Annotated in this window: 25 protein-coding genes and 1 tRNA gene; 8 read left to right on the top strand and 18 right to left on the bottom strand. The window is 69.5% G+C overall.

Going from position 1 to position 26,561, the window contains the following annotated elements; all coding sequences use genetic code 11:
• Nucleotides 1-10 precede the first annotated feature (10 nt).
• From V1457_RS22800 to V1457_RS22820, 5 genes are all read right to left on the bottom strand, one after another.
• Complete coding sequence (locus V1457_RS22800; protein WP_338596663.1) at nucleotides 11-277, bottom strand: hypothetical protein; 267 nt, start codon at nucleotides 275-277, stop codon at nucleotides 11-13.
• 176 nt (nucleotides 278-453) lie between these two features.
• Nucleotides 454-1,869 (bottom strand): ATP-binding protein, encoded by a 1,416-nt coding sequence (locus V1457_RS22805; protein WP_338596664.1) that lies wholly within the window; start codon nucleotides 1,867-1,869, stop codon nucleotides 454-456.
• Between the two features lie 81 nt (nucleotides 1,870-1,950).
• Nucleotides 1,951-3,078, bottom strand: a complete 1,128-nt coding sequence (locus V1457_RS22810; RefSeq protein WP_338596666.1) for an amidohydrolase family protein — start codon at nucleotides 3,076-3,078, stop codon at nucleotides 1,951-1,953.
• 6 nt (nucleotides 3,079-3,084) lie between these two features.
• Nucleotides 3,085-4,449, bottom strand: a complete 1,365-nt coding sequence (locus V1457_RS22815) for a glutamine synthetase family protein (protein WP_338596668.1) — start codon at nucleotides 4,447-4,449, stop codon at nucleotides 3,085-3,087.
• 56 nt (nucleotides 4,450-4,505) lie between these two features.
• Nucleotides 4,506-5,753 (bottom strand): EAL domain-containing protein, encoded by a 1,248-nt coding sequence (locus V1457_RS22820; protein ID WP_338596670.1) that lies wholly within the window; start codon nucleotides 5,751-5,753, stop codon nucleotides 4,506-4,508.
• A 337-nt stretch (nucleotides 5,754-6,090) separates the two neighbouring features.
• On the opposite strand from V1457_RS22820, the gene V1457_RS22825 reads away from it, so the two are divergent.
• Nucleotides 6,091-6,972 carry an NAD(P)H-binding protein gene (locus V1457_RS22825; RefSeq protein WP_338596672.1) on the top strand — a complete coding sequence of 294 codons (882 nt, stop codon included), beginning with the start codon at nucleotides 6,091-6,093 and terminating at the stop codon, nucleotides 6,970-6,972.
• Between the two features lie 29 nt (nucleotides 6,973-7,001).
• On the opposite strand, the gene V1457_RS22830 is transcribed toward V1457_RS22825, so the two are convergent.
• From V1457_RS22830 to V1457_RS22845, 4 genes are all read right to left on the bottom strand, one after another.
• Nucleotides 7,002-7,175 carry a hypothetical protein gene (locus V1457_RS22830; RefSeq protein ID WP_200072570.1) on the bottom strand — a complete coding sequence of 58 codons (174 nt, stop codon included), beginning with the start codon at nucleotides 7,173-7,175 and terminating at the stop codon, nucleotides 7,002-7,004.
• Between the two features lie 66 nt (nucleotides 7,176-7,241).
• Nucleotides 7,242-7,946, bottom strand: coding sequence for a DsbA family protein (locus V1457_RS22835; RefSeq protein WP_295143182.1), 705 nt, complete (start codon nucleotides 7,944-7,946; stop codon nucleotides 7,242-7,244).
• Nucleotides 7,947-8,049: 103 nt separating this feature from the next.
• Nucleotides 8,050-8,265, bottom strand: a complete 216-nt coding sequence (locus V1457_RS22840) for a hypothetical protein (RefSeq protein ID WP_200072572.1) — start codon at nucleotides 8,263-8,265, stop codon at nucleotides 8,050-8,052.
• Nucleotides 8,266-8,471: 206 nt separating this feature from the next.
• Nucleotides 8,472-9,152 (bottom strand): TetR-like C-terminal domain-containing protein, encoded by a 681-nt coding sequence (locus V1457_RS22845; RefSeq protein ID WP_295143187.1) that lies wholly within the window; start codon nucleotides 9,150-9,152, stop codon nucleotides 8,472-8,474.
• A 70-nt stretch (nucleotides 9,153-9,222) separates the two neighbouring features.
• Between V1457_RS22845 and V1457_RS22850 the strand changes: the two genes are divergently transcribed.
• The 4 genes from V1457_RS22850 (at nucleotide 9,223) to V1457_RS22865 (ending at nucleotide 13,985) form a co-directional block, all read left to right on the top strand.
• A complete protein-coding gene (locus tag V1457_RS22850) occupies nucleotides 9,223-10,677 on the top strand; it encodes a carotenoid oxygenase family protein (protein ID WP_338596676.1) in 1,455 nt (484 codons plus the stop codon).
• A 116-nt stretch (nucleotides 10,678-10,793) separates the two neighbouring features.
• Complete coding sequence (locus V1457_RS22855; RefSeq protein ID WP_338596678.1) at nucleotides 10,794-11,948, top strand: M20 family metallopeptidase; 1,155 nt, start codon at nucleotides 10,794-10,796, stop codon at nucleotides 11,946-11,948.
• Nucleotides 11,949-12,219: 271 nt separating this feature from the next.
• The gene (locus tag V1457_RS22860) at nucleotides 12,220-12,687 is read left to right on the top strand and encodes a winged helix-turn-helix domain-containing protein (protein WP_338596680.1); all 468 of its coding nucleotides are present in this window, start codon (nucleotides 12,220-12,222) and stop codon (nucleotides 12,685-12,687) included.
• On the top strand, nucleotides 12,678-13,985 hold the full coding sequence (locus V1457_RS22865; protein WP_338596682.1) for a BTAD domain-containing putative transcriptional regulator: 1,308 nt from the start codon (nucleotides 12,678-12,680) through the stop codon (nucleotides 13,983-13,985). The genes V1457_RS22860 and V1457_RS22865 overlap by 10 nt, the downstream gene beginning before the upstream one ends.
• A gap of 10 nt (nucleotides 13,986-13,995) precedes the next feature.
• Here V1457_RS22865 and V1457_RS22870 read toward each other — a convergent pair whose 3' ends face one another.
• The 4 genes from V1457_RS22870 to V1457_RS22885 all read right to left on the bottom strand — a co-directional run bounded on the left by V1457_RS22870 (nucleotide 13,996) and on the right by V1457_RS22885 (nucleotide 17,778).
• A complete protein-coding gene (locus V1457_RS22870) occupies nucleotides 13,996-14,979 on the bottom strand; it encodes an MsnO8 family LLM class oxidoreductase (protein WP_338596684.1) in 984 nt (327 codons plus the stop codon).
• A 49-nt stretch (nucleotides 14,980-15,028) separates the two neighbouring features.
• Nucleotides 15,029-15,208, bottom strand: a complete 180-nt coding sequence (locus V1457_RS22875) for a hypothetical protein (protein ID WP_200072576.1) — start codon at nucleotides 15,206-15,208, stop codon at nucleotides 15,029-15,031.
• A gap of 157 nt (nucleotides 15,209-15,365) precedes the next feature.
• On the bottom strand, nucleotides 15,366-16,376 hold the full coding sequence (locus V1457_RS22880; RefSeq protein ID WP_200072577.1) for a tyrosine-type recombinase/integrase: 1,011 nt from the start codon (nucleotides 16,374-16,376) through the stop codon (nucleotides 15,366-15,368).
• 49 nt (nucleotides 16,377-16,425) lie between these two features.
• On the bottom strand, nucleotides 16,426-17,778 hold the full coding sequence (locus V1457_RS22885) for a M20/M25/M40 family metallo-hydrolase (protein ID WP_338596687.1): 1,353 nt from the start codon (nucleotides 17,776-17,778) through the stop codon (nucleotides 16,426-16,428).
• 120 nt (nucleotides 17,779-17,898) lie between these two features.
• Here V1457_RS22885 and V1457_RS22890 point away from each other — a divergent pair.
• The 3 genes from V1457_RS22890 (at nucleotide 17,899) to V1457_RS22900 (ending at nucleotide 19,629) form a co-directional block, all read left to right on the top strand.
• Nucleotides 17,899-17,984: transfer RNA gene (locus tag V1457_RS22890), tRNA-Leu, on the top strand.
• A gap of 125 nt (nucleotides 17,985-18,109) precedes the next feature.
• Complete coding sequence (locus V1457_RS22895) at nucleotides 18,110-18,577, top strand: AbrB/MazE/SpoVT family DNA-binding domain-containing protein (RefSeq protein WP_338596689.1); 468 nt, start codon at nucleotides 18,110-18,112, stop codon at nucleotides 18,575-18,577.
• On the top strand, nucleotides 18,574-19,629 hold the full coding sequence (locus V1457_RS22900; RefSeq protein ID WP_338596691.1) for a site-specific integrase: 1,056 nt from the start codon (nucleotides 18,574-18,576) through the stop codon (nucleotides 19,627-19,629). Before V1457_RS22895 ends, V1457_RS22900 begins: the two co-directional genes overlap by 4 nt.
• A 191-nt stretch (nucleotides 19,630-19,820) precedes the next feature.
• On the opposite strand, the gene V1457_RS22905 is transcribed toward V1457_RS22900, so the two are convergent.
• From V1457_RS22905 to V1457_RS22925, 5 genes are all read right to left on the bottom strand, one after another.
• Entirely contained in the window at nucleotides 19,821-20,870 is a 1,050-nt protein-coding gene (locus tag V1457_RS22905) for a site-specific integrase (protein ID WP_338596693.1), read from the bottom strand.
• A 789-nt stretch (nucleotides 20,871-21,659) separates the two neighbouring features.
• Nucleotides 21,660-22,136 carry a hypothetical protein gene (locus V1457_RS22910; RefSeq protein ID WP_338596694.1) on the bottom strand — a complete coding sequence of 159 codons (477 nt, stop codon included), beginning with the start codon at nucleotides 22,134-22,136 and terminating at the stop codon, nucleotides 21,660-21,662.
• Between the two features lie 296 nt (nucleotides 22,137-22,432).
• Entirely contained in the window at nucleotides 22,433-24,682 is a 2,250-nt protein-coding gene (locus tag V1457_RS22915; RefSeq protein WP_338596696.1) for a hypothetical protein, read from the bottom strand.
• 6 nt (nucleotides 24,683-24,688) lie between these two features.
• Complete coding sequence (locus tag V1457_RS22920) at nucleotides 24,689-25,654, bottom strand: hypothetical protein (RefSeq protein WP_338596698.1); 966 nt, start codon at nucleotides 25,652-25,654, stop codon at nucleotides 24,689-24,691.
• Between the two features lie 51 nt (nucleotides 25,655-25,705).
• Nucleotides 25,706-26,482, bottom strand: coding sequence for a Crp/Fnr family transcriptional regulator (locus V1457_RS22925; protein WP_338596699.1), 777 nt, complete (start codon nucleotides 26,480-26,482; stop codon nucleotides 25,706-25,708).
• Between the last annotated feature and the right edge of the window lie 79 nt (nucleotides 26,483-26,561).

A 26,561-nucleotide genomic window follows, 5' to 3' on the forward strand; every position in this document is an offset into this window, starting at 1 on the left:
TCGGCTCGCGCTACCCGGCGCGATGCCGGACCGGGCACCAGCCGCTGCGGCTGCTGGAGCGCACAGCGGTCGCCGGTATGCGGTCGCCGTGCAACCGCCACTGACGGCCGTCGTGGCACCAGTGCAGCAGCTCCTCCCGCCACGGTTGTTCGGCCAGCATCCGCCGCTCGTGCAGCTCGGCTTGGACGGCGCCGAACTCGCGCAGGTTGGCGACCAGCCGCCCGGTCAGCGCCCGCAGGCGGGCCAGGGCCGGGTGAACAGCAACGACGCGACGCATGCGAGCAGCATGAACAACCCGGAGGCCGCCGACCATGGCACGATCGGCGTGGTCCCCCGATCTCGGCGCCGGTTCCGAACCCGCTGATCGCCCGGCTCGTCCTCGGCGGCGTCACCCGGATCGCCCGCGACTCGCGGGGAAACCGCCGAGCAGCCGCTCCGTCCTAAAGGGACGAATCAGGTGCCGCCGAGGAGGCGGCCGGTGAGCCGGTGGCCCTGCCGGGTCAGCTCCTCGAGCGTGGCGCGCAAGCGGGATTCGTCGAGGACCGGCTCGGCCACCCCTTCGGACAGCTGGGTGACGATCGTGCGGCGCACCCACTCGCGGACGAACGACGCGGTCACGCCCTCGGTCGCGGCGATCAACTCGGCAGGGTCGGCCACGTCGAGCCGGGTGGGCCCCGCGTACAGGCGCAGCAGCCGCTCGCGGGCGGCGGCGTCCGGGCGCGGCACCTCGACCGCGAGGTCGACCCGCCCCGGCCGGTCGACCAGCGCCTGCTCCAGCGCGTCGACGCGGTTGGTGGTGAGCACGAACGTGACATCGGCGTCCGGGTCGATGCCGTCGATGCGGTTGAGCAGCTCGAACAACAACGGTGTCGCACCGTGCGACACCGCGCGGTCCTCCGCGATCAGATCCACGTCCTCGATGATCAGCACCGCTGGCTGCAACCGGCGCACCAGCGCGGTGGCCGCGGGCAGCAGCGAAGTCAGGGCTCGCCCGGACAACACCGCCGCGGTGACTCCCTTCAGGCGGGACAGCAGGTAGCGCACCGTGTGGGTCTTGCCGGTGCCCGGCGGCCCGTGCAACAACAACCCGCGCTTGAGGTGCTGCCCCAGTTCCACCAGGCGAGCGTTGTGCCCGGCGCTGCGCACCACGTGGCGCTCGATCGCCTCCAGCGCTCCGCCCGGAAGCACCACGTCGGCCGCATCGAGCCGGGGCCGGTGCAGGAAGGTGACCAGCTCGTTGCCGTAGTGGTCACCGATGTCGAACTGCAGCACAGCCCCGCGGTGCACGTCCCGCGCCCGGATGTTGGCTTCGAGGTCGTCCCTGGCGGCCGTCGCGACCGCGCGGCTCGCTGCGAAGACCTGCACCAGGCACGACGTCGAGTGGTCCTGCGGCCCGCGCAGCCCGAACACCACCGGGGAGCCGTCCGGTGCGCGGGAGGCGACGAAGCCGAGCTGCACCGCTTCGGTGACTTCGTCCGGTCCGATCGCGACGGTCCGGTAGTCCACCGCACCCAGTCGCACCATCCCGTGGTGCTCGGCCATCGACAGCAGATTTCGCAGATCATGGCCGGAAACCCCGACACCGGCCGAGATCCCGAACCACTCCGCTCGCGGCGAACGCTGCGCCAGCAGCGCGTCGAAACCGCGCTGCACGTTGGCGTGCTCCCAGCCGCCGAACGACGACGACACGTTCGGCATCTCCCCCAGCTCGCAGCCCACGTGCGCGGTCACCCGGTCGACCAGGTCCGACGAGCGCTGCTCGCGAACCCGCGAGCGCGCCGCCTCGACCAGCTCGGTCAGCCCCGACGCCAGCCGCAGCGCGCGCTCGGCGTCCAGCGGATTTCCGTTGTCATCCCCAGTTTCGCCCATGGCGATCGACACTGTCAGAACTCGGCGAGAGCGCTCAACCGGAATGCGCGGATCGGAACTCTCAGGACACAGTGGACGAACTCACGGCCATTCCCCGCCGAGCCCGTAGGCGCGGGCAGCGTTGCCGCCGGCGATCCCGCGGACGAGCCGTTCCGCGTCGGTTGCGGCCAGCACGTCCTCGCCGAGCCACCGGTCGATCAGGCGCCCGAACCGCTCGCGCCACAGCAGCGCGCCGAGGTGGTGCAGCTCGGGCAGTCCGAACCCGTCCGATGAGAAGCAGACTGCGGGCCATGGCGCGATTTCCAGCGTTTCGGCCAGCACCGCGGCGGCCTGCGCACCCACGTGCGGGATCGTCAGTCCGAGATCGACCAGCACGTGCGGGTAAGCGTGCGCCAGGTATGCGGCGTTGCGGTGAAACGGCCAGCAGTGCAGCAGCACCAGCGTCGGACCAGTATCCACTGTGGATCGAATGAAGTCGGTCAGCAGCAGCGGATCCGCCTCGTGCAACCGCAAGTCCGGGTCGCCGAACCCGGTGTGCAGCTGCAACGGCAAACCCAGCTCGGCCCCGATCGAGGCGCCCAGGTGCACCAGCCAAGCCAGCAGCACCGGATCCCGCAGCCTGCGGTCCGGTCCGGACAACCACGCCGCGGCCCGCGAATCCACCTGCCCGGAGCCCGGGCGTCGATCCGGCATCCGCAAGCCGCAGCGGTAGGCCACGACGCTTTTGAGCCCGATCGCGTTCGCCGCCTGCGAGCGGATCTCCCGCTCCACTTCGGCGGCCAGGCATGCGGCCGACACTCCGCGTTGCGCGACCTGTTCGGCGACGGCTTCCAGGCGCACGACCTCCCGCGCGTGCCCGCCACCGAGATCGGCGAGCTCGGCGACGCCGGTCAACGGTGGCGTGTTCAACCCGGTGTCGACCAGCCAGGTCGTGGTTCCCGAGGCGCGCAGCAGGCGACGGCTGACCTCGCGCCAGCCCAGCGCGGCCCGCCGGGCCAGGTAGTCCTCGGCGGGCGCGTGCCGCGGCAGGTCCAGCACCGGCGCGCACAGCCTGCGCAGCGTGACACCGAGCATCGACTCGAACGGGCTGCGGCCCGGCACCACCCGGTCGGCCTCCGTCAGCAGCAGTTCGAAGCCGGCCCGGTCCAGGTCGGCGTCGCGCACGCCGTGGCAGTGCTGGTCGAGCAGCGGGAGCCCGTCGGTGAGCACGGCGACCTACCAGCGGGACCGGGTGGCGGCCACCAGCTCGTCCGCGCTTGCCGAACCGAAGCGGCGCGCTTCGGCTCGGCGCACCGTCACCACCGCATCGTGCAGCACCTCGCCCATGGCTTCGGCCAGCACGGCGGAGTTCGCCAGCGCCTCGGCCGCGTCCGCCCCGGTGGCAGGCAGCCGCGGCACGTCTTGCGTTTCGAGCAGTGCCGGGTCACCGGTGGTCTCCGCGGGCAGCCGCAACCCGCGGCGAACACCCGCCGCTCCGGCGGCGAGCACGCTGCCCATCACCAGGTAGGGGTTCGCGGTGGCGTCGAAGCACTTCACCTCCGCGTTCGCCGCCCACTCGGCGGTTCCGCGCACACCGGGGACGAGGCGGATCGCGGATTCCCTGGCCTCCCGGCCCCACGCCTGCCAGACCCCGGCCCAGCGGGACGGCACCATCCGCAGGAAGCTCGCCGGGTTCCCGGCCCCGACCGCCAGCAGCGCAGGCAGTTCCACCAGCACACCGGCCAGGAAGGCCTCGGCTTCCCGGCGCAGGCCGTGCGGCCCGTCGCCGCCGGTGAACAGGTTGCCCGCGTCGTCGTGGACGGACAGGTGCACGTGCGCGCCGGAACCCGGCATCCCCGGCACCACGCACGGCGCGAAGCTCGCCCGCCAGCCGTGGCGGCGCGCCACTTGCCGGGCGGTGTGCCGCACCAAGATCGCGTCGTCGGCCGCGGCCACCGGATCGGCCGCGGACACCGACAGCTCCACCTGTCCCGAGGTGTATTCCGGATGGAACTGCTCTACCGGCAATCCTTGGGCGTGCAGGGTGTGCACCAGCTCCCGCGCGTACTCCGCGGCACCTTCGAGGCGCGTCTGGCCGTACGCGGGACCGACGACGGCGGGGACGAATTCCTCGGTTCCGCCCGCACCGAGCGCCCACTCGTGTTCGACCGCGGCACGCACCGACAGCCCCGAGCTCTGCAGCGCCGCCGCCTGGTTCCGGGCGAACGCCCGCTGGCAGGCGGTGAAGCGCCCGCCTTCCTGCACGAACTTGTCGACCGGCGCCCATGCCCAGCCGGGCTGCGCGGCCAGCGGCACCAGTCGCCCGAGATCGGGGATCAGCCGCAGGTCGCCGTCCGGGCCGCCGAGGTGACGGCCGTAGACCATCTCGTCGTCGAAGCAGAACGTCTCGAAGCACGGCGAGACACCGATCCCGTAGTGGGACGCGGTGCCGAGCCGCTCCAGCGGAACCGCCTTCGACCGGACCACTCCGGCGTTGTCCGCGAAGGACAGTTCGACCATCGAGACCCCGGACGCGCGCAGCCGCGCGAGCAAGCCGCCGAGGCCGGGCGGTTCGGCGGCGGGAATGCGATCGGCTGTCATCCGCACGGCCTCCTGCGACTGGCGGGCCGTTGAACCGGCCCCGGACGCGGCCGATCTTACCCGGCGTGCCCGGTCGGCCGCGGCGAGTCACGAGCCGCGCGGGAGCCGGTGTTGACCAATCCAGCGGCGACCGACCGCTCGCCCGTACCGGACGGGAGCGGACGACCGATCAGGGCGCGGAACTCGGGCGCGGGCACCGCAGGCGAGAACAGGAACCCCTGGAACTTGTCGTAACCGAAACCGGCGAGCCGGTGCAGCTGCCCTGCGGTTTCCACCCCTTCGGCGACGCAGACGCTGCCGCGGGCGCGGGCGATGCTCAGCGCGGCACCGGCGATCGCGGTGTCCACCGGATCGTCCTCGACGCCGGAGACGAACTTGCGGTCGAGCTTGATGGCCTGCACGGGCAGGTCCTTGAGCCGCTCCAGCGAGGAGTAGCCGGTGCCGAAGTCGTCCACCGCGAACCGCACCCCGCGTTCGACCAGGCCGGTGATGGCGCCGTGGGTGGCCGGGGCGAGGTCGAGCAGGTCGGTCTCGGTGATCTCCAGGATCAGGCGGTCCCACGGCAGGCCGCAAGCGGCGACGATCTCGGCGAGCAGCTCGTCGAACGCCGGGTCGTGCAGCAGCTGGCTGCCCAGGTTGATCGCGATCCCCACCGGGCGGTCCCCGCACGCAGGCCAGGCCGTGGCCTGCTGCAGCGCGGCGCGCAGCACCCATTCGTCGAGTTCGGGCAGCAGACCGGCGTGCCGTGCGGCGGGCATGATGCTGCTGGGAAACAGCAGCCCGTGCTGCGGGTGCGGCCACCGCACCAGCGCTTCTGCACTGCTGATGTACCCCGCCCGGTCCACGACGGGCTGGTAGTGCACGGTGAGCTGGTCGTGCGCGATCGCCTCCCGGAGCTGCTGCTCCAACGAGGCGTGCGGCGCCGCGGGCTCGAACTGCCCGGTCCGCTGCTGCCGCTCACCGACATCGACGAACGTCGTCAGCCACACCCGCTCGCCGTTCTGCTGCGGAGAGGCGGCCGAACTGATGTCGCAGACCACTTGTTCCCCGTGCTTGCCGATCAGGCGGTGCAGGTGGCCCGCCCGGCCGCCGCAGTCGGCGAAGGAACCGTCCGGATCCTGCGGCGCGTGCAGGTCGGCCCAGGTCAGCTCGGTGATCTCGGCGCGGGTATAGCCCAGGATCGCGCACAGCGCGGCGTTGGCCTCCAGCACAGTCCCCCGCGCATCCAGCGCGGCCAGCGCCACCGGCAGGCTGTGGAACAGCTCGGCCGACTCCGCGGTGAATGCTGGCGGCTGCTGGTTCACGTGAGGCTCCCGGTTCGACCGATGCAGGCACCGCACCGGTGCCGTAGTCGCCATGTCGCTGTAGGTGCAGGTGACACACGTACCGCTTTCGGCGGACGCGCAACGCTCACCGCCGATGCTACCGGCGCAGTATGAAGGCCGACCGTTGCACGGCAAACGTGCACCGGCACGACGCCCGCGGCTTACCAGGATCGTTTCCACTCCGCGGATTCGCACGCTCTGGCCAGCGTCGACGAGCCGTCCGGCTTGCCACCGCGCCGCGTGCACGCAGCGAGCACGCCGCCGTCTCCTATAGTCGGCGGCGGCATTCCCGATCATCGCAGCTTGGAGGCAAGGTTTGGCCATCGCAGCGAAGGACCGCGGCACCGTGGCGGTCACCGGCGCGACAGGCGCGCTCGGCAGCCGGATCGCCGCACGGCTCGCCGACGGCGGGGTGCCGCAGCTGCTGATCGGGCGCGATCCGTCCCGGCTGCCCGAGCTGCCCTTCGCCGAGAAGCGCGGTCCGGCCGCCTACGACGACGCCGCGGCCATGCGCAGCGCGCTCGACGGCGCCTCCACGCTCGTGCTGATCTCCTCGCACCCGACCGGCAAGCGGCTGGAGGAACACGCCTCCGCCGTGCAGGCCGGGATGGACGTCGGCGTCGGCCGGGTGCTGTACGTGTCGCTGATCGGAGCGGCGGCAACGGCGACCTACCGCAACGCCCGCGACCACTGGCTGACCGAGCAGTACCTGGCGGGTGCGGGAGTCCGGCACACCGTCTTCCGCGCCGGTTTCTACGCCTCCACCCCTGCCGCGCTGGCCGACGAGGAGTTCACGATCCGCGGTCCCGGCGGCGACGGCAGGGTCGCGTTCACCACCCACGACGACATCGCCGCGACGATCACCGGCGTGGCCACCGACGAGAGCACCGAGCACGACGGCGCCGTCCTGGAGGTCACCGGCCCCGAGTCGCTCACCCTCGCCGAAGCCGTCCCGCGGATCGCCGAGGCCACCGGCAAGCCCTACCGGTACGAGCCGGAGACCTTGCCGGAGGCGTTCGCGCGGCGGTGGCGGCTGGGCATCAGCGGCACCCAGATCGAGGCGTGGATCTCCTGGTACCAGGCCATCGCCGGGGGCGAGCTGGACAAGGTGACCGACGTCGTGCCCCGCATCACCGGCTCGCCTGCCACACCCATCCGCGAAGCGGGGTGGTGGCCCGCGCCGAAGACGGCGCGCTGATCCGCGGGACCCCGGTCGTGATCGGCGGGCTACTCGCCTTCGGCTGCGGTGTCCGCGTGCGGGCGCCGGTCCGGATCAACGGCCGGGCGAGCCGGTTGCTTGTCGCCGGTATCCGAGTCCGGTGTGGCGAGCACCTCCGGTTGCCGGATCCCTTCGGCCGGGTCCGAGTTGTGCTCTCGCGGTGGCTGGTTCATCCGTGTCATGACGTGCCTCCCCGAGTCGGCTCACCCGGCGGATGCCCCCGCTCGGCGACCCGAAAACCGCGCGGCTCACCGCACCTGGGTGCCGGTCCGGGCGAGCTTCGCGGTCAACGGGGTGTCCGGGAAGCTGCGCAGGTTCCGCTTGAGCTCGGCGAAGCCGGGCCAGGTGGCGAGCGTTTCCACCGCAGACCACAGGCGCAGCGCATCCGTCCCTGCGGGCGGCGAGTCGACGACCGGCCCGAACAGCGCCGGGCCGTCGGGCGGCGCGAAGGACAAGATCGGAGTGCCCACTCCGCCCCCGCAACGGTCCACGCCTTCGAACGTCTCGGCCCGCAGGTCCGCGTCGCGGTCCGCGTCGTCGGCCGCCTCGGCGAGGTCCGCGGGCAGTCCGGCCCGTTCGAGCGCCGGGCGCAGATCGCGGTGGCGGGCCATCTCCTGCATGACCGCGTCGAAGTCGTCGCCCTGCGGTGCCTCGGAATCCCAAACCAGTTCGCCGAGCGCGGTGTAGAGATCACCGACGCGTTCCGGGCCCGCGCGCTCGCGGGCGGCGTGCACCACCCGCAGCATTTCCAGTCCGCGCACGTGGCTGTCCGGGTAGGCGGGTGAGGCCTGCTTGCGCTGTTCGTAGCTGATGTCCTCGTTGAGGATCGCCAGCGACAGCGGACGCCAGCGCACTGCGAGCGTCCGCTGCCGCTGCACCTCCACCACCCAGCGCGAGGTCACCCAGCAGAACGGGCAAAGCGGGTCGAAGAAGAACTCGAGATCTGCACTCACACCGACCGGCTACCCACTGCCCCGGGCCGTGCACACGCACCGCTGCGGCAACCAGAACCCGGCCGCTACGAGCGAATTTCGCCGTCGCGGCCCGCGGTTCGGGTCAAGCGACCGGTTGTCGTTCCGGCTCGCCCTCCCGCGCGGGCTGCTCGGCCGCGCGCGGTTCACGCACGTCTTCATCGGAAACCGGGTCGCCCCGACCGCGATCATCGAGGACGCGTTCGGACTCGCGCATCGTCCGGTTCGAGCGCGACGCCAGCCACGAGATCAGCAAGCACATGGCCAGCGCCAGCGCGGGCACAAGCCACTGGAAGAGCATTTCGCGCTCGCACTTTCAGGCGGGAATCAATTCGCAACACCGGCCGCTCACTGCTGCACCACCCAGGTCACGGCTGAAGCTTCGCAAAACCGCTGGAGCGAGCCGATGATCTGCTCGCCAGTGCCGCCGGCCGCGGGGCAACACCGCACCGCGCCCGTGCATTCCCGGCGATCCATCCGCCGGGATCGGCCGCCGGCCGATCATCCTCAGTGGACGGAGTTCGCGCGGACGCTCCCGGCCGCGGCCAACGCCCGCCGCCCCGAACGCGCGGCCCGTTCCGGATCGTCGCCGAGTCCGACGAGCAGGTTGAACGCCATCGGCATGAACACCTGCTCCGGTCCGTCGAACTGATCGAAGTGCCCGGACAGCTCGAGCGTGACGTAACCGTGCAGCAGACTCCAGAGCTGCGCGGCGACGTGGGCGGGTTCGGCTTCCCGGATGCGGCCGCTGCGGACCGTCCGTTCCGTCGCGGCGACGAGGTGCCCGTAGGCGCGCTGCGACACGCTCGGCTCGTCCGCCCCCGGCTGCTCGTGTTCTTCCGGCCGATGACCGCCGGGGGCCGACAGCCCGAACATCACGTCGTAGAGGTGCGGGTTCTCGCGAGCCACGTCGCGGTAGGCCAGCGCCAGCCTGCCGAGGTCCACTACCGGATCGTCGGTGGCGGCGACCTCCGCAAGCCGCGCATCCAGCCGCCGGAACCCTTCCTCGATCACCGTGCTGAGCAGCTGAGGCATGCCGCCGAAGTAGTGGTAGACCGCCATCGTCGACGCGCCGACCTCCCGCGCCAACCGGCGGGCCTGCAACGCCGCCGGGCCTTCCGCGGCCAGCAGCGCCACCGCGGCCTGCACGAGCCGATCACGCATTCCGGCCGAACCTGTCGTGCTCACCCTTGGCAACCTCCCATAACGTCGTTACATTAATCCTATAACCGCGTTATAGCCAGCAGGGGGATGCGCCATGAGCAGCAACGACTACCTCAACGGCAGCTTCGCTCCGGTCGAGGACGAGCGGACGCTGACCGAGCCGGCCGTCACCGGCTCGATCCCGCAACACCTCGACGGGCGGTATCTGCGCAACGGCCCCAATCCGATGCGGGAAGTCGATCCGGCCGCGTACCACTGGTTCATGGGCGACGGGATGGTGCACGGACTCCGGCTCCGGGAAGGCCGCGCGGAGTGGTACCGCAACCGCTGGGTCCGCTCTCCCGACGTGGCGGCAGCGCTCGGAGAACCCCGCCGCGGCGGCCGGAGCCGCCGAGCCGGACTCCCCAGCCTCGGTGCCAACACCAACGTGATCGGCCACGCAGGCCGCACCCTGGCGCTGATCGAGGGCGGCGTGACCAACTACGAGCTCACCGACACGCTGGACACCGTCGGTCCGTGCGACTTCGACGGCACCCTGCCCGGCGGCTACACCGCGCACCCCAAGCGGGATCCGGACACCGGGGAGCTGCACGCCGTCTCGTACTTCTTCGGCCGCGGCAACACCGTGCAGTACTCCGTGATCGGCACCGACGGCCGGTGCAGGCGCGCGGTGGACATCGAGGTGACCGGTTCGCCGATGATGCACGACTTCTCGCTGACCCGGGACCACGTGGTGTTCTACGACCTGCCGGTCACCTTCGACGTGGAGCGGGTCGCGCGGGCCACCGTGCCACCGCTGTTGCGCACCCCGGCGAAACTGGTCCTCTCGGCGGTGATCGGCAGAGTCCGGGTGCCCGACCCGATCGCGGCGATGGCCGCAGGCCGGTTCGGCGCCAACACCGGCCTCCCGTACCGCTGGAACCGCCGCTACCCGGCACGGATCGGGGTCATGCCGCGCGATGGCGGCAACGCCGACGTGCGCTGGTTCGAGGTCGAGCCCTGCTACGTCTTCCACCCGATGAACGCCTACGACGACGGCGCGACCGTCGTGCTCGACGTGGTGCGCCACCCGAAGATGTTCGACACCGACCTGCACGGCCCCAACGAAGGAACTCCCACGCTGGACCGCTGGACCGTCGACCTCGCCGCGGGCCGGGTGCGCGGGGAACGGCTCGACGATCGGGCGCAGGAGTTCCCGCGGGTCGACGAGCGCCTCGTCGGGCGGGCGCACCGCTACGGCTACGCACCGGAGGTCGGCCGGGGTCTCGAGCAAGGTGGTGCGCTGCTCAAACACGACCTGCAGCAGGGCCGGACCACCGAACGGCGGTTCGGGGCGGGCGTCGAAGTCGGTGAGTTCGTCTTCGAGCCCAGCTCCCCGGACGCAGCTGAGGACGACGGCGTGCTCATGGGCTTCGCCTACGACAGAGCTGCGGCCCGCAGCGACCTGATGATCCTCGACGCGGCGAGCTTGGAGACCGTTGCCGCCGTGCACCTGCCCGTCCGGGTTCCGAACGGATTCCACGGCAACTGGGTGCCCACTGGCGCGTGATCGTCGCCCGCTGCGCCGGGCGGTCGGCCGATCTGGTCAGCTGGGACACCGGAGTTCATCGGCGGCGTGCCGCTGGGCCCAGATGTTCTGGTGCAGTGCGACCTCGGAGGTGGCGAGTGGACAGCGACGCAGCGGCGCTGGCGGAACGCGCGGAGACCGCGCTCCCCGATGTGCTGGCCGACCTGCGCCGGTTGGTCGAAACCGAAACGCCGAGCCACGACAAGCAGGCGCTGAACGCGGGGCTCGTCGACCTCGAAACCTGGCTCGCCGAACGCCTCGGTGAGCCGGGTTCCCGGCAACGCCACGACGGCGGCTCCTACGGCGACATCCTGGACACCACCTTCCCCGGCACCGCCGGTGGCACCGTGCTGCTGCTGTGCCACTACGACACGGTCTGGCCGGTGGGCACCCTCGCCGAGTGGCCCTTCACCATCGAGGACGACCGCATCACCGCTCCCGGCTGCCTGGACATGAAGCTCGGCATCGTGCACGGCGTCTGGGCGCTGCGGTTGCTGCGCGAACTGGAGATCCCGCACCCCGCGGTGCGGTTGCTCTGCACGGGTGATGAGGAGATCGGCAGCCATGCCTCCCGCGAGTTCATCGAGCGGGCGTGCCGCGCATCCGACGCGACGCTGGTGCTCGAACCCAGCCGCGCGGGCAAGGTGAAGGTGCGCCGCAAGGGGCTCGGCCTGTTCGACCTGGTGGTGCGCGGCGTGGAGTCGCACGCGGGCCTGGATCCGGACGCCGGGGCCAGCGCCGTGCACGCGCTGGCCGAACTGATCCCGGCCGTCACCGCGCTCGCCGAGCCCGGCCGGGGAACCACCATCAACGTCGGAACGATCACCGGCGGCACCGGCCGCAACGTGGTGGCCGGGCGGGCGAGCTGCGAGATCGACGTCCGGGTGCAGGACCCGGCCGAAATGCCGCGGATCGACGCAGGGCTCGCCGCGCTCGCGGTGTCCGACGAGCGGATCGGGGTCGAATTGCAGGGCGGCTGGAACAGGCCACCGATGAACCCCAACCCGGCCTCGGAGCGGTTGTTCGAGCTGGCCCGCGCCACTGCGGACGATCTCGGCCGCACGCTGGAAGGCACCTCGGTGGGCGGCGTGAGCGATGCGAACTTCGTGTCCGCGCTGGACTTCCCGGTGCTCGACGGGCTCGGCGCGGTCGGCGCGGGCCCGCACTCCCGCGACGAGCACGTGCTGCCGGGCGAGTCGCCGGCGCAGATCGCGCTGCTCGCGCACCTGATCGGCCGGCTGCACGAACGCTGAGTGTTTTGACCGGCGTGCACGCAGCGCCATCGCGCTCCCCCTGAACGTGCACGCCGGTCCCGGCCCAACCCCGGCACGTGGACGATGCCGGAGATTCCCCCAGTGGACCGCGCACCGCGAAGCACTGAGCTCGCGGTGAGACGAACACTGGCAACCCGCGGTGACTGCTGGGTGACTCGACGGTGACTGCGCCGTTCTGCCAAGGTGTCCTGCGAGGTGGGGAGGCCGGAGCGCGCGGCGGCCCGGGGCTTGCGGTTGAGGATGTGCGGTTGTGGAACTCGAATTCTTCGTCCTGGGTCCGCTGGAAGTTCGCAGTGCCGGGGTCGAGATACCGGTGCGTTCCGGACAGCAGCGAGTGCTGCTGGCGGCGCTGCTGCTGCGGGCGAACCAGGTCGTGCCGTTGGACGAGCTGACCGACCGGTTATGGGGCGAAGCGCCTCCCCGCGGGGCGCGCAACACGCTGCGTGCCTACGTCATGCGGTTGCGGCGGACCCTCGGTGCCGATGACGGCGACGGCGTGGTCGTCGAGACGCATCCGGAGGGCTACCGCATCCGGGTCGAGCCCGCCGAGCTCGACCTGCTGCGGTTCGAGGATCTGCTGGCCCAGGCGGGCCGGCTCGCCGCGGCGGGCCCGATGGAGGAAGCCCAGGTGCTGCGGCAGGCCGTCGCGCTGTGGCGCGGCCCCGTTCTGTCCAATGTGGACTCCGATGGCTGCATCGGGACGCCGTCATGGCGCTGAGCGAACGACGGCTGCAGGCGGTGCAGCGGCGCATCGACCTCGAACTGCAACTCGGCGGCGACGACGAGATCGTCCCGGAGCTCAAGGCGTTGACCGCCGAACATCCCACCCGGGAACGGTTCTGCGCCCAGCTGATGATCGCGTTGTACCGCAGCGGGCGGCAAGCCGACGCGCTGGAGGCCTACCGGCGGACGCGGGAACTGCTGGACGCCGAACTCGGCGTCGACCCCGGTCAGGACCTGCAAGAACTGCACCAGTCGGTGCTCACCGCGGATCCCGCGCTGGAACCGGCGAGGACTCCGCGGGCCAAGGTGGCCGACAGCCGCACGGCCCCGTCCCCGGACCCCGGTTCGAGCGGCTCGGCGGTGACCGTTTTCGAGCCGACGCCGCAACCGGCGGAGGGCAGCTCCGCGGATCTCGCCCAGCAGCAGCACCCGCAGCCGGTGAAACCGCCCCGGCAGCCCCCGGAATCGCGCCGCCAGCGGCTCTTGGGCCCGCTGAGCGCCGCCTGGCTGCTGGCCATCATCTTGGCGATCTTCGGCGGCGTCTTCGACTCGCACCCCGTCTTCTACCTGAGCCTGTCGCTGATGGCCGCGGTCCTGCTCGCCGCGGCAGGCATCGCACTGGCCGAGCGCCGCCGCCGCGGGATCCCGCTGGTGCGGATCCGGCTCGCGAACGCGGCGACGATGCTCCCGCTGCTGGCGGTCGGCGGGCTGCTCGCCGAGGTCACCGTCGACTACCTCGGCGTCCCCGCCATGTGGGGCGTGCCGCTGTTCGCGTCCGCGCTGTTCGTGCACTCCACCGTTGCCGAGCTGGCTCGTGAAGGACGGGCGCCTGCGCGGCACGGGCTGGCGCTGAGCTCGGTCGGCGCGATCGCGAGCGGATTGCTCATCGGGAGCCTGCTGCTGTTCGCCGAGCGCGGGCCGGAGAGCAGCTGGACGACCGGAGCCAGCGTCGAAGGCGCCTCGGCCACCGGAAAGATCAGCCGAGCAGCGCACGGCGAAATCCAGCTCACCGGCGAAGTCGTGGACGACAAGGCCAACTACCTGGGCGCGAGGCTCTACGTCGAGGCGCACCGGCCCGACGGCTCGGCCGAATCCTGGGACACCTACAACGGCAATTCCAAGGGCAGCGCCGAGCCCATCAGCGGCAACCGGGGCGCAGTCACGGACGGGCTCATCTTCCCCGCCGAGACCACCTCGATCCGCGTAAGGGCTTGCGCATCCAACGCGGACGGAACGCACGAGCGACTCGTCGACATCACGTGCGGCCCGCCCATCGAGATCTGGCGACGGTGACCGGTCCCGCTCAGCCGGGGATCAGCCGAGCCAGCCTCCGGTAGGAATCGAGCAGCGCGTCCTCGTCCGGACCGCTGGTGGTGACCAGCACCTCGTCGGCCTCGGTGTCGTCCACAAGGGACTGCAACTGCTCGGCTACCTCGTCCTCGGTGCCGTACACGTGGCCCGCCATCGCCCGCTCGAACTGCTCCTGCTCCCGGCGCCCGAACCGCCGGGCGCGGATCTCGCCGACCGTTTCCAGCGGCGGGAAGACGCCGTGCACCCGCGAGTACGCGGTCGAGAACGCTTCCGGTACCAGCAGCTCGCGGGCTCGTCCGGTGGTTTCGGCGACCGCGACCGAACGGGAGAGCACCACGTGCGGCTGCGATGACCACAGCGACGGCCGGAACAGCTCGCGGTAGCGCTCGACCGAACGCAGCAGCGCCTCGTCACCCCGCACGGCGGCGATCACCAGCGGCAGCCCCGCCTCCGCCGCGTGCTCCACGCCCGAACCGGTGGCCAGCACGAACACCGGGATGCGCAGCCCCGCGGACGGAATCGCGGGCTGATCCGACTCGCCCGCGAAGTAGTCGAGCAGTTCGGCCAGCTGCGCGCCGAAGCGCTCCGCGGACTCCCGGCCGGAGCCCAGCGCGCGGCGAACCGACGCGGTGAACCCGAGCGACCGGCCCAGCCCCATGTCGATCCGGCCCGGATGCAGCGATTCGAGCACGCCGAACTGCTCGGCCACCACCAGCGGCCGGTGGTTCGGCAGCATCACCCCGCCGGTGCCGACCCGGATGCGGGAGGTCGCCGCGGCGACGGCCGCGGCCAGCACGGTCGGCGCCGATCCGGCCGCCCCGGGCACGCCGTGGTGCTCGGCAACCCAGAACCGGTGGTAGCCGAGCGCTTCGGCTTCCGCGGCGAACCGGACGGTGCGCGGCAACGACTCCGACGGGCTACGGCCGCTCCGCACCAGCGAGCGGTCCAGGACCGAGAAGCGCAGCGGGTTGGTCACACCGGCACCAACGCCGGTGCACGCGGCCCGGATTCCCGGCGGTGGCCGCTCAGCCGCCCCGCGAAACCGCGGCCAGGAATTCGTTCAACGCGGCCCACAGCCCCTGGATGGCCTGGACCAGGAGCCCGAATCCGCGCTGGACGTTCGCGGCGGCCCCGACCGGATCGCGGATCACCAAGAACAGGGCCACGGCGACGACGGCCAGCACGATCAGCGTCTTCCGGTCCAAGGTCCGCACCTCCCACACCGGTTCGGCGAGCCCGCTCGTCGTGCCACTGTGGACACGCGACGATCGCACGCCAACCTACGTCACCGGACCGCCCGGGCGGAACGGCATCGGCCGAGTGTCCTTCCCGGACCGTCCCGCAAGATCACGCGCTGGTCCGTCACCGCCCGTCCTGCCGGGACAACTCCCCCAGCACCTGGTGCGTGCGGTTCGCGCGAACCGACAGCCGCTGCTCCCGGGCGGTCACGTCGATGTAGGTCTGGCTGGAATTGATGGAGGCGTGCCCGAGCAGCTTCGCGATCTCGGCGGCGTTCGCCCCGTCCTCGGCCAGCCGGGTCGCGAAGGTGTGCCGCAGCGCGTGCACCATCGCACCGGGCTGCACCCGATCGGAGATGCCTGCCGCGCGCATCGATTGCCGGACCAGGTACTGCAGCCCGCCGCGGCGCAACGGCTCACCGCGGTGGTCCACGAACAGCGCGGCGCCGCCCGGGAGGCGTTCGCCGAACCGGGTCCGGCGGGTCCGCAGGTAGTCGCCGACGACCTCGTCCAGTGCGCCCTCGATCGGGATGGAGCGGTTCTTGCCGCCCTTGCCCTGCACGTGCAACCGGCGGTCACCGGGCCGTCCGGCCAGTGCCGAGACGGTCAGCTCCAGCAGCTCGGCCGAGCGCACTCCGGTGCACAGCAGCACCGCCAGCACCGCGAGGTCCCGTTCCGGCCAAGGGTTGCGCGCCCGGCGCGCGCCCTCGGAGACCAAGCGCAACAGCCGTTCCGGAGTTTCCTCGCCCTGCAGCGGTTTCGGGGTCGCCGGCGCGGTGCGGGGCTTCGGAACCACCTGCATCGGGTTGCCGCCCACGGCGCCTTCGACGACGAGGAACCCGAACAGGCCGTTCCAAGTGGACCACGCGCGAGTCACCGAGGACGCCGACCGGGCCGCGGCGTGCCGCGCGAACGCCGAACGCAGCACCGTGGCGGTGACCTCGGCGACCGGCAACGCATCGACTGCCAGCCCGCTGAGCTCCGCCAGCTCGGCACCGACCGAGCCGAGGTCGCGGCGGTAGGCGCGCAGCGAGTTCGCGGCCAGCTTCCGGGCCTGCAGGTGCTCCAAGTACACCTCGGTCCAGTACGCCACCGAACCACCGGCCTCCCGCACCGCAGGCACCTCCTCGACCATCGGGTGATCATCTCCACGCCGATGGAACCAGAAGGCACCGACAACGCGCTCAGGCAGTGCGCAGGAACCGGTCCAGCACCCGGACCCCGAAGCGCAGCGCATCCACCGGCACCCGCTCGTCCACGCCGTGGAACAGCGCCGAGAAGTCCAGGTCCGCGGGCAGTCGCAGCGGGGCGAACCCGTAGCAGTTCATGCCGAGCCTGCTGAACGACTTCGCGTCCGTGCCGCCGGACATCATGTACGGCAGCGTCTTCGCGGCCGGGTCCTCGGCCAGCAGCGAAGCCTGCATGTTGTCCACCAAGCGGCCCTCGAAGCGGGTTTCCACCGGCGGCAGCCCGACCCACTCCCGCTCCACGTCCGGCCCCAGCAGGTCCGCGAGCTCCCGGTCGAACGCCTCCTCACGACCCGGCAGGATCCGGCAGTCCACCGCAGCCTCGGCCACCGACGGGATCACGTTGTGCTTGTAGCCGGCGGTGAGCATCGTCGGGTTCGCGGTGTCGCGCAGCGTCGCGCCCACGATGCGCGAAAGCCCGCCGAGCTTGGCGACCGCGCCATCGAGGTCGTCGGCCGGGAAGTCCCAGCCGGTCAGCTCGCTGACCCCCGCCAGGAACTCCCGCACGGAATCGTTGAGCACCAGCGGAAACCGGTGCCTGCCGAGCTTGGCCACGGCCTCGGCGAGCTGGGTCACTGCGTTGTCGTCGTGCACCATCGACCCGTGCCCGGCACGCGCCCGCGCCCGCAGCTTCAGCCAGCGGATGCCCTTCTCCGCGGTCTGCACGAGATAGGCGCGCACCCCGTCGTCGAAGGTGACGGAATACCCGCCGACCTCGCTAATCGCCTCGGTGCAGCCCTCGAACAACTCCGGCCGGTGATCGGCCAGCCACTGCGCGCCCTGCAACCCGCCGGCTTCCTCGTCGGCGAGGAACGCGAACACGATGTCCCGCGGCGGCGTGATCCCGTCCCGCTTGAACCGCCGCGCCACCGCGAGGCTCATCGCGAGCATGTCCTTCATGTCGACCGCCCCGCGCCCCCACAGGTAACCGTCCTGCACGGCCCCCGACAGCGGGTGCACCGACCACTCGGTGGGATCCGCAGGCACCACGTCCAAGTGCCCGTGCACCAGCAGCCCGCCCCGCTGCGAATCGGCACCGGGCAACCGCGCGACCACGTTGCCCCGGCCAGGGTGATCCCCGGACTCGACGTAGGTGGTCTCGTACCCGACCTCGGCGAGCTTCTCGGCGACGTACTCCGCACCCGCCCGCTCCCCGGCCAGGGTCGCCGGGTCACCGGTGTTCGTCGTGTCGATCCGGATCAACTCACTCGCCAGCCCGACGACCTCGTCCTCGGCCAGCCGCAGCCCGGTGTCCGCCCCACCGGATGCGCTCTCGATCTGCTCACTCACCAGGCTTTTCTACCATCCCGTCGCGGCGATGGGGGGTGGGTTCCGAGCCCTGAAAACGATCAGCTAATCTATGGGCACAACACAGCAGAGGCCGCCGGGCAACACAGGCGGCGCTGAGGCGTCCGAGTGGCGGAATGGCAGACGCGCTAGCTTGAGGTGCTAGTGCCCTACTAATGGGCGTGGGGGTTCAAGTCCCCCCTCGGACACGTATACGTGGCGGATTCGCTACACGGATCTGGATCTTATTGCGACGCTGACGAGGCGGCAAGCGCTGGATGCGCTGCCGCCTCGTTGTCGTGTGTGACCACCGCTCTGCTCGGGGGTGGTCACCGTGGCTGAGCGGGCGATCGCGGCGGTCGTGCCGCGGGCCGGGCACGCCGACCGGCAATACGCTGTGGACGATCACGGGCTCCGCACGGTGCCATTGCCCGAGCTCGCGCCCACGGCCGGGCCGGTGGCGCCGGTGTGTGCGGTCGCGTCGGTGGATGCACGGGGCCGGGTCTCGGATCGGTCCGTGGTGCGATCACTGGGTTGGCGCGCGGGTCAGCGCCTGGAGATCCGCGCCGTGGGCGGCTCGGTGCTGGTGGCCCGCCGCGACGACGGAGTGTTCTCACTTACCACGCAGGCGTATCTGCGGCTGCCGGCCACGGTGCGGCACTGGTGCGGCTTGTCCTCAGGGGATCGAGTGCTGGTGGCGGCCGAACCCGCCCGCGACGCGGTGGCGGTGCACACCATGCCGACCCTGCAGGCCCTTCTGGTCGACTCCCACGCCCGGATGTTCGGGGGTGAGACCGCATGACCACTCATGACACTCGGTCAGCGACCAGCGCCGAACTCGAGGCCGCCCGGCTGGTGCTGGAACGCATGGGTGTGGCGCCCGAGGACCTCGTCGGCGAAACAACCCGACGTGCCCCGGCACCGACATTCGCCGACTACATCCCGAAAGTCGCCGCGGCCGTCACGGCAGGCACGCGCCGCGTGTACGGCTCGTACTGGAACCGGATCGTGCAGCAGTGGGGCGAACGCTCGCTGGACGAGCCGACCGCCTCGGAGATCAAACACCTCGCCGAACACATGCGCAGCCAGGTCGTGCCACGCCGCAACGCCCGCGGCGGCCGTGGGGCGGCCGAGCACCTCATCGCCGCACTGCGGTGCGTCTACAACCACGCCATCGACGACGGCCTCATCACCGAAACGGACAATCCAGCCCGGCGCGTGGCCAAGCCACGCCGGCTGCCCACAACCCGCCGCGGGCTGCCCGAATCCGGACTCGACGAAATCAACCGGATCGCCGCCTCGACCGGCAACGACCCAGCGCTGGACGCACTGCTGCTACGCCTGCACACCGAAACCGCCTGCCGCCGCGGAGGTGCACTCACACTGCGGCCGCAGGACCTCGACACGGCCCAATGCCTCGTGTTGCTGCGAGAAAAGGGCGACACGACCCGATGGCAACCCGTGTCGCCGACCTTGATGCAGCACCTCCACGAACACGCCCACGAGCGCGGCGCGGCCACGTCCGGCGGACACCTACTGCGCTATCGAGACGGACGTCCTCTCACCACACGCCGCTACGACCACCTCTGGACCCGCATCGGACAACACCTGCCCTGGACAGCCACCCAACAAATCAGCACCCACTGGCTCCGCCACACCACCCTGACCTGGGTCGAACGACACTTCGGCTACGCCGTCGCCCGCGCCTACGCCGGCCACACCGACAGCACCGGAGGCGACGGAGGCACGACCACCACCTACATCCGCGCCAGCATCGACGAAATCGCCACCGCCCTGGCAGCACTCACCGGCGAACCACACCCCCTCGCACGGCGCCAAAGAAACGACCCATGACAGCCGCCCGCGCCCCTGCAACGTGCCGAGCCCAACGCAACTAGCCACATCACTGTCCAGCCGAGCAAACCCAGGCCGTGCACACGCACCTCAAGCGTGTGCACGGCCTGGTCGCCCTCCGGACGGTGCCCTCCACACCCGACCGCGCATGAGAAGACCCGAGAACTCCACCGAGACGCGAGACACCTCGGTCACCGCCCAGCAGCCAATGGATGCGCCTCGCCCGTCAACGCCGCCAACGCTCTAGCCACCTCGCCCAAACCCGCACGAACATAGGTAGCCGTCGCCCCCGTTTCACCGCTACCGCTGCAATGCCCGGCAAACTCCCGAGCCACGGCATAGCCGAAATGCCGCTCCACCCACGTCAACGTGGTATGGCGAAGCCAATGCGTGGTCACCTGCTGAGTGTGCACCCAGGACAAATAGCGCCCCAACCGAAACCACACATGATCATAACGCCGCTGCGTTATCGGCACACCGCTCGCATAGCGAAGCACCTGCCCCTCCGCGGCACCATCACCACGCTCCTCCGAATGCGCCAGCAAATGCGCCATCAACGTAGGCGAAACCGGCTGCCACCGCACGGTCTCCCCTTTCTCCCGAAGTAGCAACAAGGACTGCTCCACATCAAGATCACGCCGCCGAAGCGACAACGCACCACCCCTTCGACACGCGGTTTCCGTGTGCAGCCGCAGAATCAAAGTGTCCAGCATCGGATCATTCCCCGTAGAAGCAGCGACCCTGTTCAATTCAGCCAGCTGACTGTCGGACAAGGCACGACGTGTCGTCACCTGCCGACGAGGCTTGGCAACACGACGCGCCGGGTTGTTCCCTTCCTCTATCAATCCATCGGCCACCGCGTGCGCATAGACGCAACGCAGCGCCGAAATGCAATGCTCGACGGCACTGCGCCCCGCACGGGAGTTTCGGCGCGTGACCGCTTGCTGTTTCATCGACCACGCGAAGTGCTTGATATCCGAGGCACTCAGCTCGTGCAAGCACCGATCCCCCCACTCCGCCACGACCCGGCGCCAGTAAGGACCGTAGGCACGTGCCGTCGCAGCCGAAACAGCCTCTGCCACCTTCGGAACATACTCAGCAAAGGTGGTCGACCTTCGTTCCTTCGCGACTCCGGTCAACTCGTCCCACGAGATTCCCATCTTTGCTATGAGCGTACGCAATGCCTCCACTTCAGTATTTTCCATGACCGCCTCAACCTCCGTTTCCCGCTGAGCAGTCAACCCTCCTCAGAGGAAGGTGAATGGTAGGCCAACACCATCTCGTCAAGAGCGGACATGTGATGCACGACGAGAAGATCGTATGCTGGCGCAGCCGCAAGGAAGACCCGATCTCCCGCAGAGATCCCGAGACGCCGTCGAACAACAACCGGCAAACGGAGGTAACTTTCGGCAGTGAGCTTGCACCGACACTCCCCGCAACGGCGGACCACCGCGACGGACGTTTCCGTCAACTCGATCGATACCGGCTCACTCGCACGCCACCCGAGCAGCTCCACAAGATGCTTGCCCGAGACACGACCCCGACCGTCGACCGCCGCAATTTGATGTTCCAACGACGATTCACGAGGCAGGTTCCCCAAACCCACCATCGGAAGCGGCTCCACGACCGTCAAGGACCCCTGAATAGACGTCGGAATCACGGCCTCGAGCAGCCTGCCGCCAGCATCCCGAAACGAATCGTCAACACTCAAAACGGACTACCCACCAACCTTGCAATAAGCTGTCGGCGGGAGCTCTCCAGCAGTGCCCAGCTATGCCGCCTCAGCTTCAACCGGTGTCGTGTATACCTGACTACAGGTCAGAACACTAAGCCGGCCGGGTCGCACTGTCAAGGATACTCGACTTCAGGTCAGGTGATTTCGCCGTCGCTCAGCGACGGTGGGTGGGCGCACAAGTGCTCTGCAGAGTCCGTCGTCGACCTCGACACCATCCGCGTAAGCACCTGATCAACTGGTAAGGCCAGAGGTAGCCCGGGGCCGAGCTCATCCGAAGTTCGGCCCTAACGAGGCTTCACCGGGCCGGGCTGTCCAACCGAGCTGCCAGATCGTCTCGCTGATACGTGTGGAAGCTGTTCCGCAAAATCGACATCATGCGGTTGCGGACGGCGCCGTCCGCCGTAGCGAGCAGCTGATCGACGAGCGTCCCGACCGAGTTCGGTTGTTCTTCGGGTTCCAGGACGGTACGCAACCGCTGGAACTGCTGCGCGGCCTCCACCGCCTCAAGCGGCTTGTTCTGGTTGTCGAGCATCCACCACGCGGTTGCCCGGAGCGGGTCGAGGATCACCGAGGACATCTGTTCCGCCTGCTGCCTGCGACGCTCGGAATCCCAAGACATCACGACCTGCCGACGCACCGCTTCCTCGTGCTCCTCGACAGCTGTCAACAGCTCCGGATCGACCTCGACCGACTCACAGTGGCCCCAGGCCGAAGCGTGGGTTCCGGTCACCGGTTCCCAGTTGACCAGTGCGGCGTTCAGCTCGACCTTCATCCGGTTGGACGCGGTGAGCCGGTATCCGGCGCTGATCCGCTCAGCGCGGCGGGCGATGCCCGCTTCGGCGATCTCCAGCAGCGCCGGCGGTGCCGGAGCGGCACCCTCCCACCGTGCGGAGAAGGTCACGTTGACCCCGAAGTGCAAGGCCTCGTCCGCGCTCGGAACCGACAGCTGTACGGATGAACGATTGACGTGCGGCCGACCGCCGCTGGCTCCGTCCGCCAGCTGTTCGCGGATCTCCCGTGCATACCGCCGGTAGCGTGGGTGCCGTCGTCCCAACTCCCCCATGTGCCTCACTCCTGAGTCAAGATCGGGTCGACTTCGTTCAGCCGCGTCAGCAACTGCTCCAGCACCCCGGCCACCGGATCGTTTCCAAGCGCGCTCAAGTCCGGTGCGAGAGGACCGAACTTGCTGGCCCGTTCGAGGTGCGCGATCCGGTACGAATCGCTTCCGGTTGCTTGCACGAGCGGCTCGACCATGTCGGCACGCTGGTCGGCGCTCGTTCGCGCTGCGGCACGCAGCCATTTCTCGACGAGTGGCTGCAACTGATCCGGCGGCATCGCGTCGAGCGCACGCTGCCAGAACCCGCGCGCCGCGTCCGGATCGATGTTCTCGGAGCGGGCCTCGAGGACTTCGCTGATGCTGTCCGACAACACGCTCAAGCGTGCCGCTGTGGCGTCGTCGAACCACTCCGACGCGTACCTCAAGAAGCGGGACACGCTGAGCTCGCTTCCGAGCTGCCGCACCGCGTTCACCACTGCACCCCGCACTTCCGGACTATCCGTACTCGCCAGATGTTTCAGCCGGGTAAGAGCGTTTCGTGGGAAGGACCTCCCGATCTCACCGCAAACCTGCGCGGTCAGCAGTTGCAGGTCGGCGTTCTTGCCGCGTGACCACTCCCATAGCTTGCTCCGCACGTCCTTGCCCAAAGACGAGTCGGTGGCGACCGTGGCAAGCAACCTCACCGCAACTGACCTGCGGTAGCTGGCGGTCCCGCCGGTCGAGGTCCGGGCACCGCCGGTTTCCGTGCCGACCTTGGTCTTCGCCCAGCTTGCCGCCAGCACGAGCGCGACCTTCGCATTGCTCTCCCCCGCCAGCTCCGCGGCGTGGTCGGCGATCTGCTCCAGCTCGCCGCGTTCCAGGTCTCGGTTCTTCTCCGGGAGATCACCGAGCCATTTGAGCAGCGGTTCACGCAAGTCTGGATGTTCCAGCCAGAAGTACCGGAGCACCTCGCTTCCGAACCCGCGGGGGAGAAACTCCCGGCTGCGGGCATCGAACCAGCTGTCCCGCTCACCGGAGAGGTTCTCCAATCTCATGGTCGGGCTCGGCCGTAGCAGGGGTGCCGGTTCGGCCGACACTTCGATGTCGTTGTGGGACAGCAGTTGATCGGCAGCCCGCGCGATGTGGTGGGCAGAAGCACCTTCCAACGCCGCACCCGCAATCAACAGCGCAAGCCACTCATGCTCGTCAGCCAGCTGCTTGGTCCTGACCTTCGTCTGAAGTTCGGACAACAGCCCTGTCGATTCCCTCTGCAGCGCGCTGCGCAGAGCTTGCTGAAGGTCCCCTCCACGGGAGTCGGCTCCGCGGACGCTGTCCGCCACGGCCTTGACCTTCGGCGGCCAGAGCGCTCGCAGGTCATCCGCTGTTCCGGTGACCTCGACGAGCTCGTCGACGTCGACCCCCTCGATGTAGCTCGCGAGGACATCGACGGAGTCGGGTTTGCCTAGTCGATGGACCCGACGCGGGAGGACGTCTTCGAACTCGTTCTCGTGTCCCGGCGGAAGGATCAGGATCAAATAGCTCCGGAACTTCTCAAGCTTGTTGATCAGGTCGACCACGCCGCGGCGAACCACGTCCAGATCCACCGCAGCTGCACCGCGGAGGTCGATCATCACCGCAGAAGGCTCGTCTGCGACCAGCAACTCGTCGGGTCGCAGGACGTTCGGGTCCATGAGTTCTTCGCGGACGACGAGCTCCCCATCCTGCCGCTGTTGCAGCTCGCGGCCGAGGCGCAGTCCGGCGGAGAACTGCCCGCAGTCCCGCTCTGGCGCGCTCAACAGGACGACTCGCCAGTCACGGAGAACCTGATACGCAGTCTCCTGCTCCCCTGCCTCAGCGAGACCCAGCAGCCCGACCGGTGGCACGAACTTCTCCGCCAGCTTGCGCAACGCCTCCGGATCCTGCGTACCCCGGCCACTACGTCCTTGCACAACTGCGCGCGCGAGATCGGTCGCGTCCTCGGAGTTCCCCGTGAAGATGGCGATGGCACCGCGCAAGTCATTCTTGCCGTGCGACTGGTCGACAGCGCCGGCAATGATGTTGCCGTTGCCATCCGTCGCGATTCCACCGCTGTGCGCGGAAAGTCCATCGCCGGTTGGTGTCTCCTGGGCGGTTGGCCCGCCGGTGTTGTGCACGTCCCCCGTCGTATCGCGCTGATCATGCGGTTGCTCCTCGGGCGGTTCCGGGAGCAGCTCTGGTACAGGGTCAGCCGCCGTTTCGGACGAGTCGATCAGCCCGAAACCGTCGATGTCGTGAGAACTCACAGAGCCTCACCCATCCCTGCTGTCGTCGTGGTTCTCCAAGCGGCGGCCGCTGGACGGGCCGAAGTTGGAATCTCCTTGAGTGTGGAACTGCCCGGAAAACTCCTGCTTGTTCACCGACTGGTCGACATCGTGTCGTGCGACCACGTTGCCCGAACCTGACGTCACGATCGCACCTTGGTCCGCTCGCACCGAGTGGTCCCGAATACCTCCGTGCACGGTATGAGCTTGGGTGACCTTGTCCGTAGAGTCACCCGCCGTGCTGGAGTTGATCGCCGCGGGCGCGGGTGATTGCGTAGTGGTCCCGTCGGCAGGAGTTTCCGGCTGGCCGTGCAGCAAGCCCGATCCGAGTAGTTCTCCGGACGGCACGGGCACTCTCAAGTATCCGGTCCCGGAGTACTCTTTGGACTCGACGCGCAACGGCGCTGCCACGAATTCGCTCGGTTGCCGTCCGGTACGACCCGCTTCGACAGCGTGCTTCATGACGTCGTCGGACAAGACCACTGCCACCAGCGTGACGTTCGGGTCGGAGTGGTCGAGCAGTGCTTTGACCGGTTCCGCGTCGACCATCCGCCCGGTCTCGACCATGGTCGTGCCCGCGGGAGAGTCCGTCTTGAGCGCGTCGAACGACTGCAACGGACCGAGGTGCAGGCTGCTGCGCAGGCGCAGCTCGATCGCATCCTGTCGTAGTCGCGGCCGCAGCCGGCGGAGTTCTGCCTGCAACGAGTCGAAGAAGTTGTCCACCACGTCCACGACGAGGTCCGGGTCGAAGCCGATGAGGTAACCATCGCCGCGGTACGCCCGGAACACGTTGTCCACCATGAGTTGGGCGGTATCGGCACGATCGGACGCTCGCTGAAGAACGTCCAGCAGTCCCTGTGCGATCTTTCTCTGCTGCGCGTCGTTGTGTCGGCTGAATCCGTGCACGTCGACCGCAAGGATCCCCGTGTACTGGCCGAGTCCTGTTTGATCCACCAGTGCTCCTCAAAGCTGTTGTGCGTTGGCGGGATCCAAGCTGCCGGGTGGTCACTCACTGTTCTGTCCAGTACTGGACACATCGGTGGTCTTGATCTTCGCGAGATCGACAACTTGCAACTTGCCTCTGCCGGTGCGGATGAGTCCCGCGGCCTTCCACGCCGCGAGCACCGGTGTGATCGCCGACCGGGCGAGCCCGAGCGCTGACGCGAGTTCCTCCTGGGACATCGCGATGGTGCGCGGGTACGAATGATCCGGCCCGGCTGCCTCGATGAGGTCTCCGATCAGCTCCGCGAGGCGAGTAGCGGTGGTGCGGTACGCGAGCTGCCAAGCGTGCGATGCACTCTCCCGCATCTTGCCCAGGATGTAGGCGTTGAGCTGTTCGCCTACCCCCAACTGCGCCACCAGCTCGCGGAACCGCTCGTCCGAGAGCTTCGAGGTGATGCCGGGCTCGACCGCCTGCACGGTGGCCGACCGCGGTTGCCCGTCTCGTCCGGAAAACTCCCCTAGCACGTCACCAGGCCCGCGAACCGCGAGCAGGACTTCGCGCCCGTCGGGCTCGGAGTAGACCACCTTGAGACGGCCGGACAAGCACAACAACACCCAGCCACCGAAATCCCCCTGGCGTAGCAGCTGCTCACCGCCACGGTGCCGACTGCGAACACCGCGTTGCGCCAACGCCGCCCAAGCCGGGGCAGGCACCAGGGAACGAAAGCCGCGCGGGAACCGGGATGCCTCGTCTTCTCGCACAAATCCTGTGTAGTAGGTGCGAAAGCTCCTGTGGGACATCAGCACAGAGATCACTCGATGAGCCTCGCAGACGATCACGTGGGGTGTTCCCGACCTGGTGAGATGGCCCCTTCAGTGCATTCCTACCGTCGCTGGTTACCGCGCGTCGGTTGTTCCT

This window comes from Saccharopolyspora sp. SCSIO 74807, assembly GCF_037023755.1.
Taxonomy (GTDB): domain Bacteria; phylum Actinomycetota; class Actinomycetes; order Mycobacteriales; family Pseudonocardiaceae; genus Saccharopolyspora_C; species Saccharopolyspora_C galaxeae.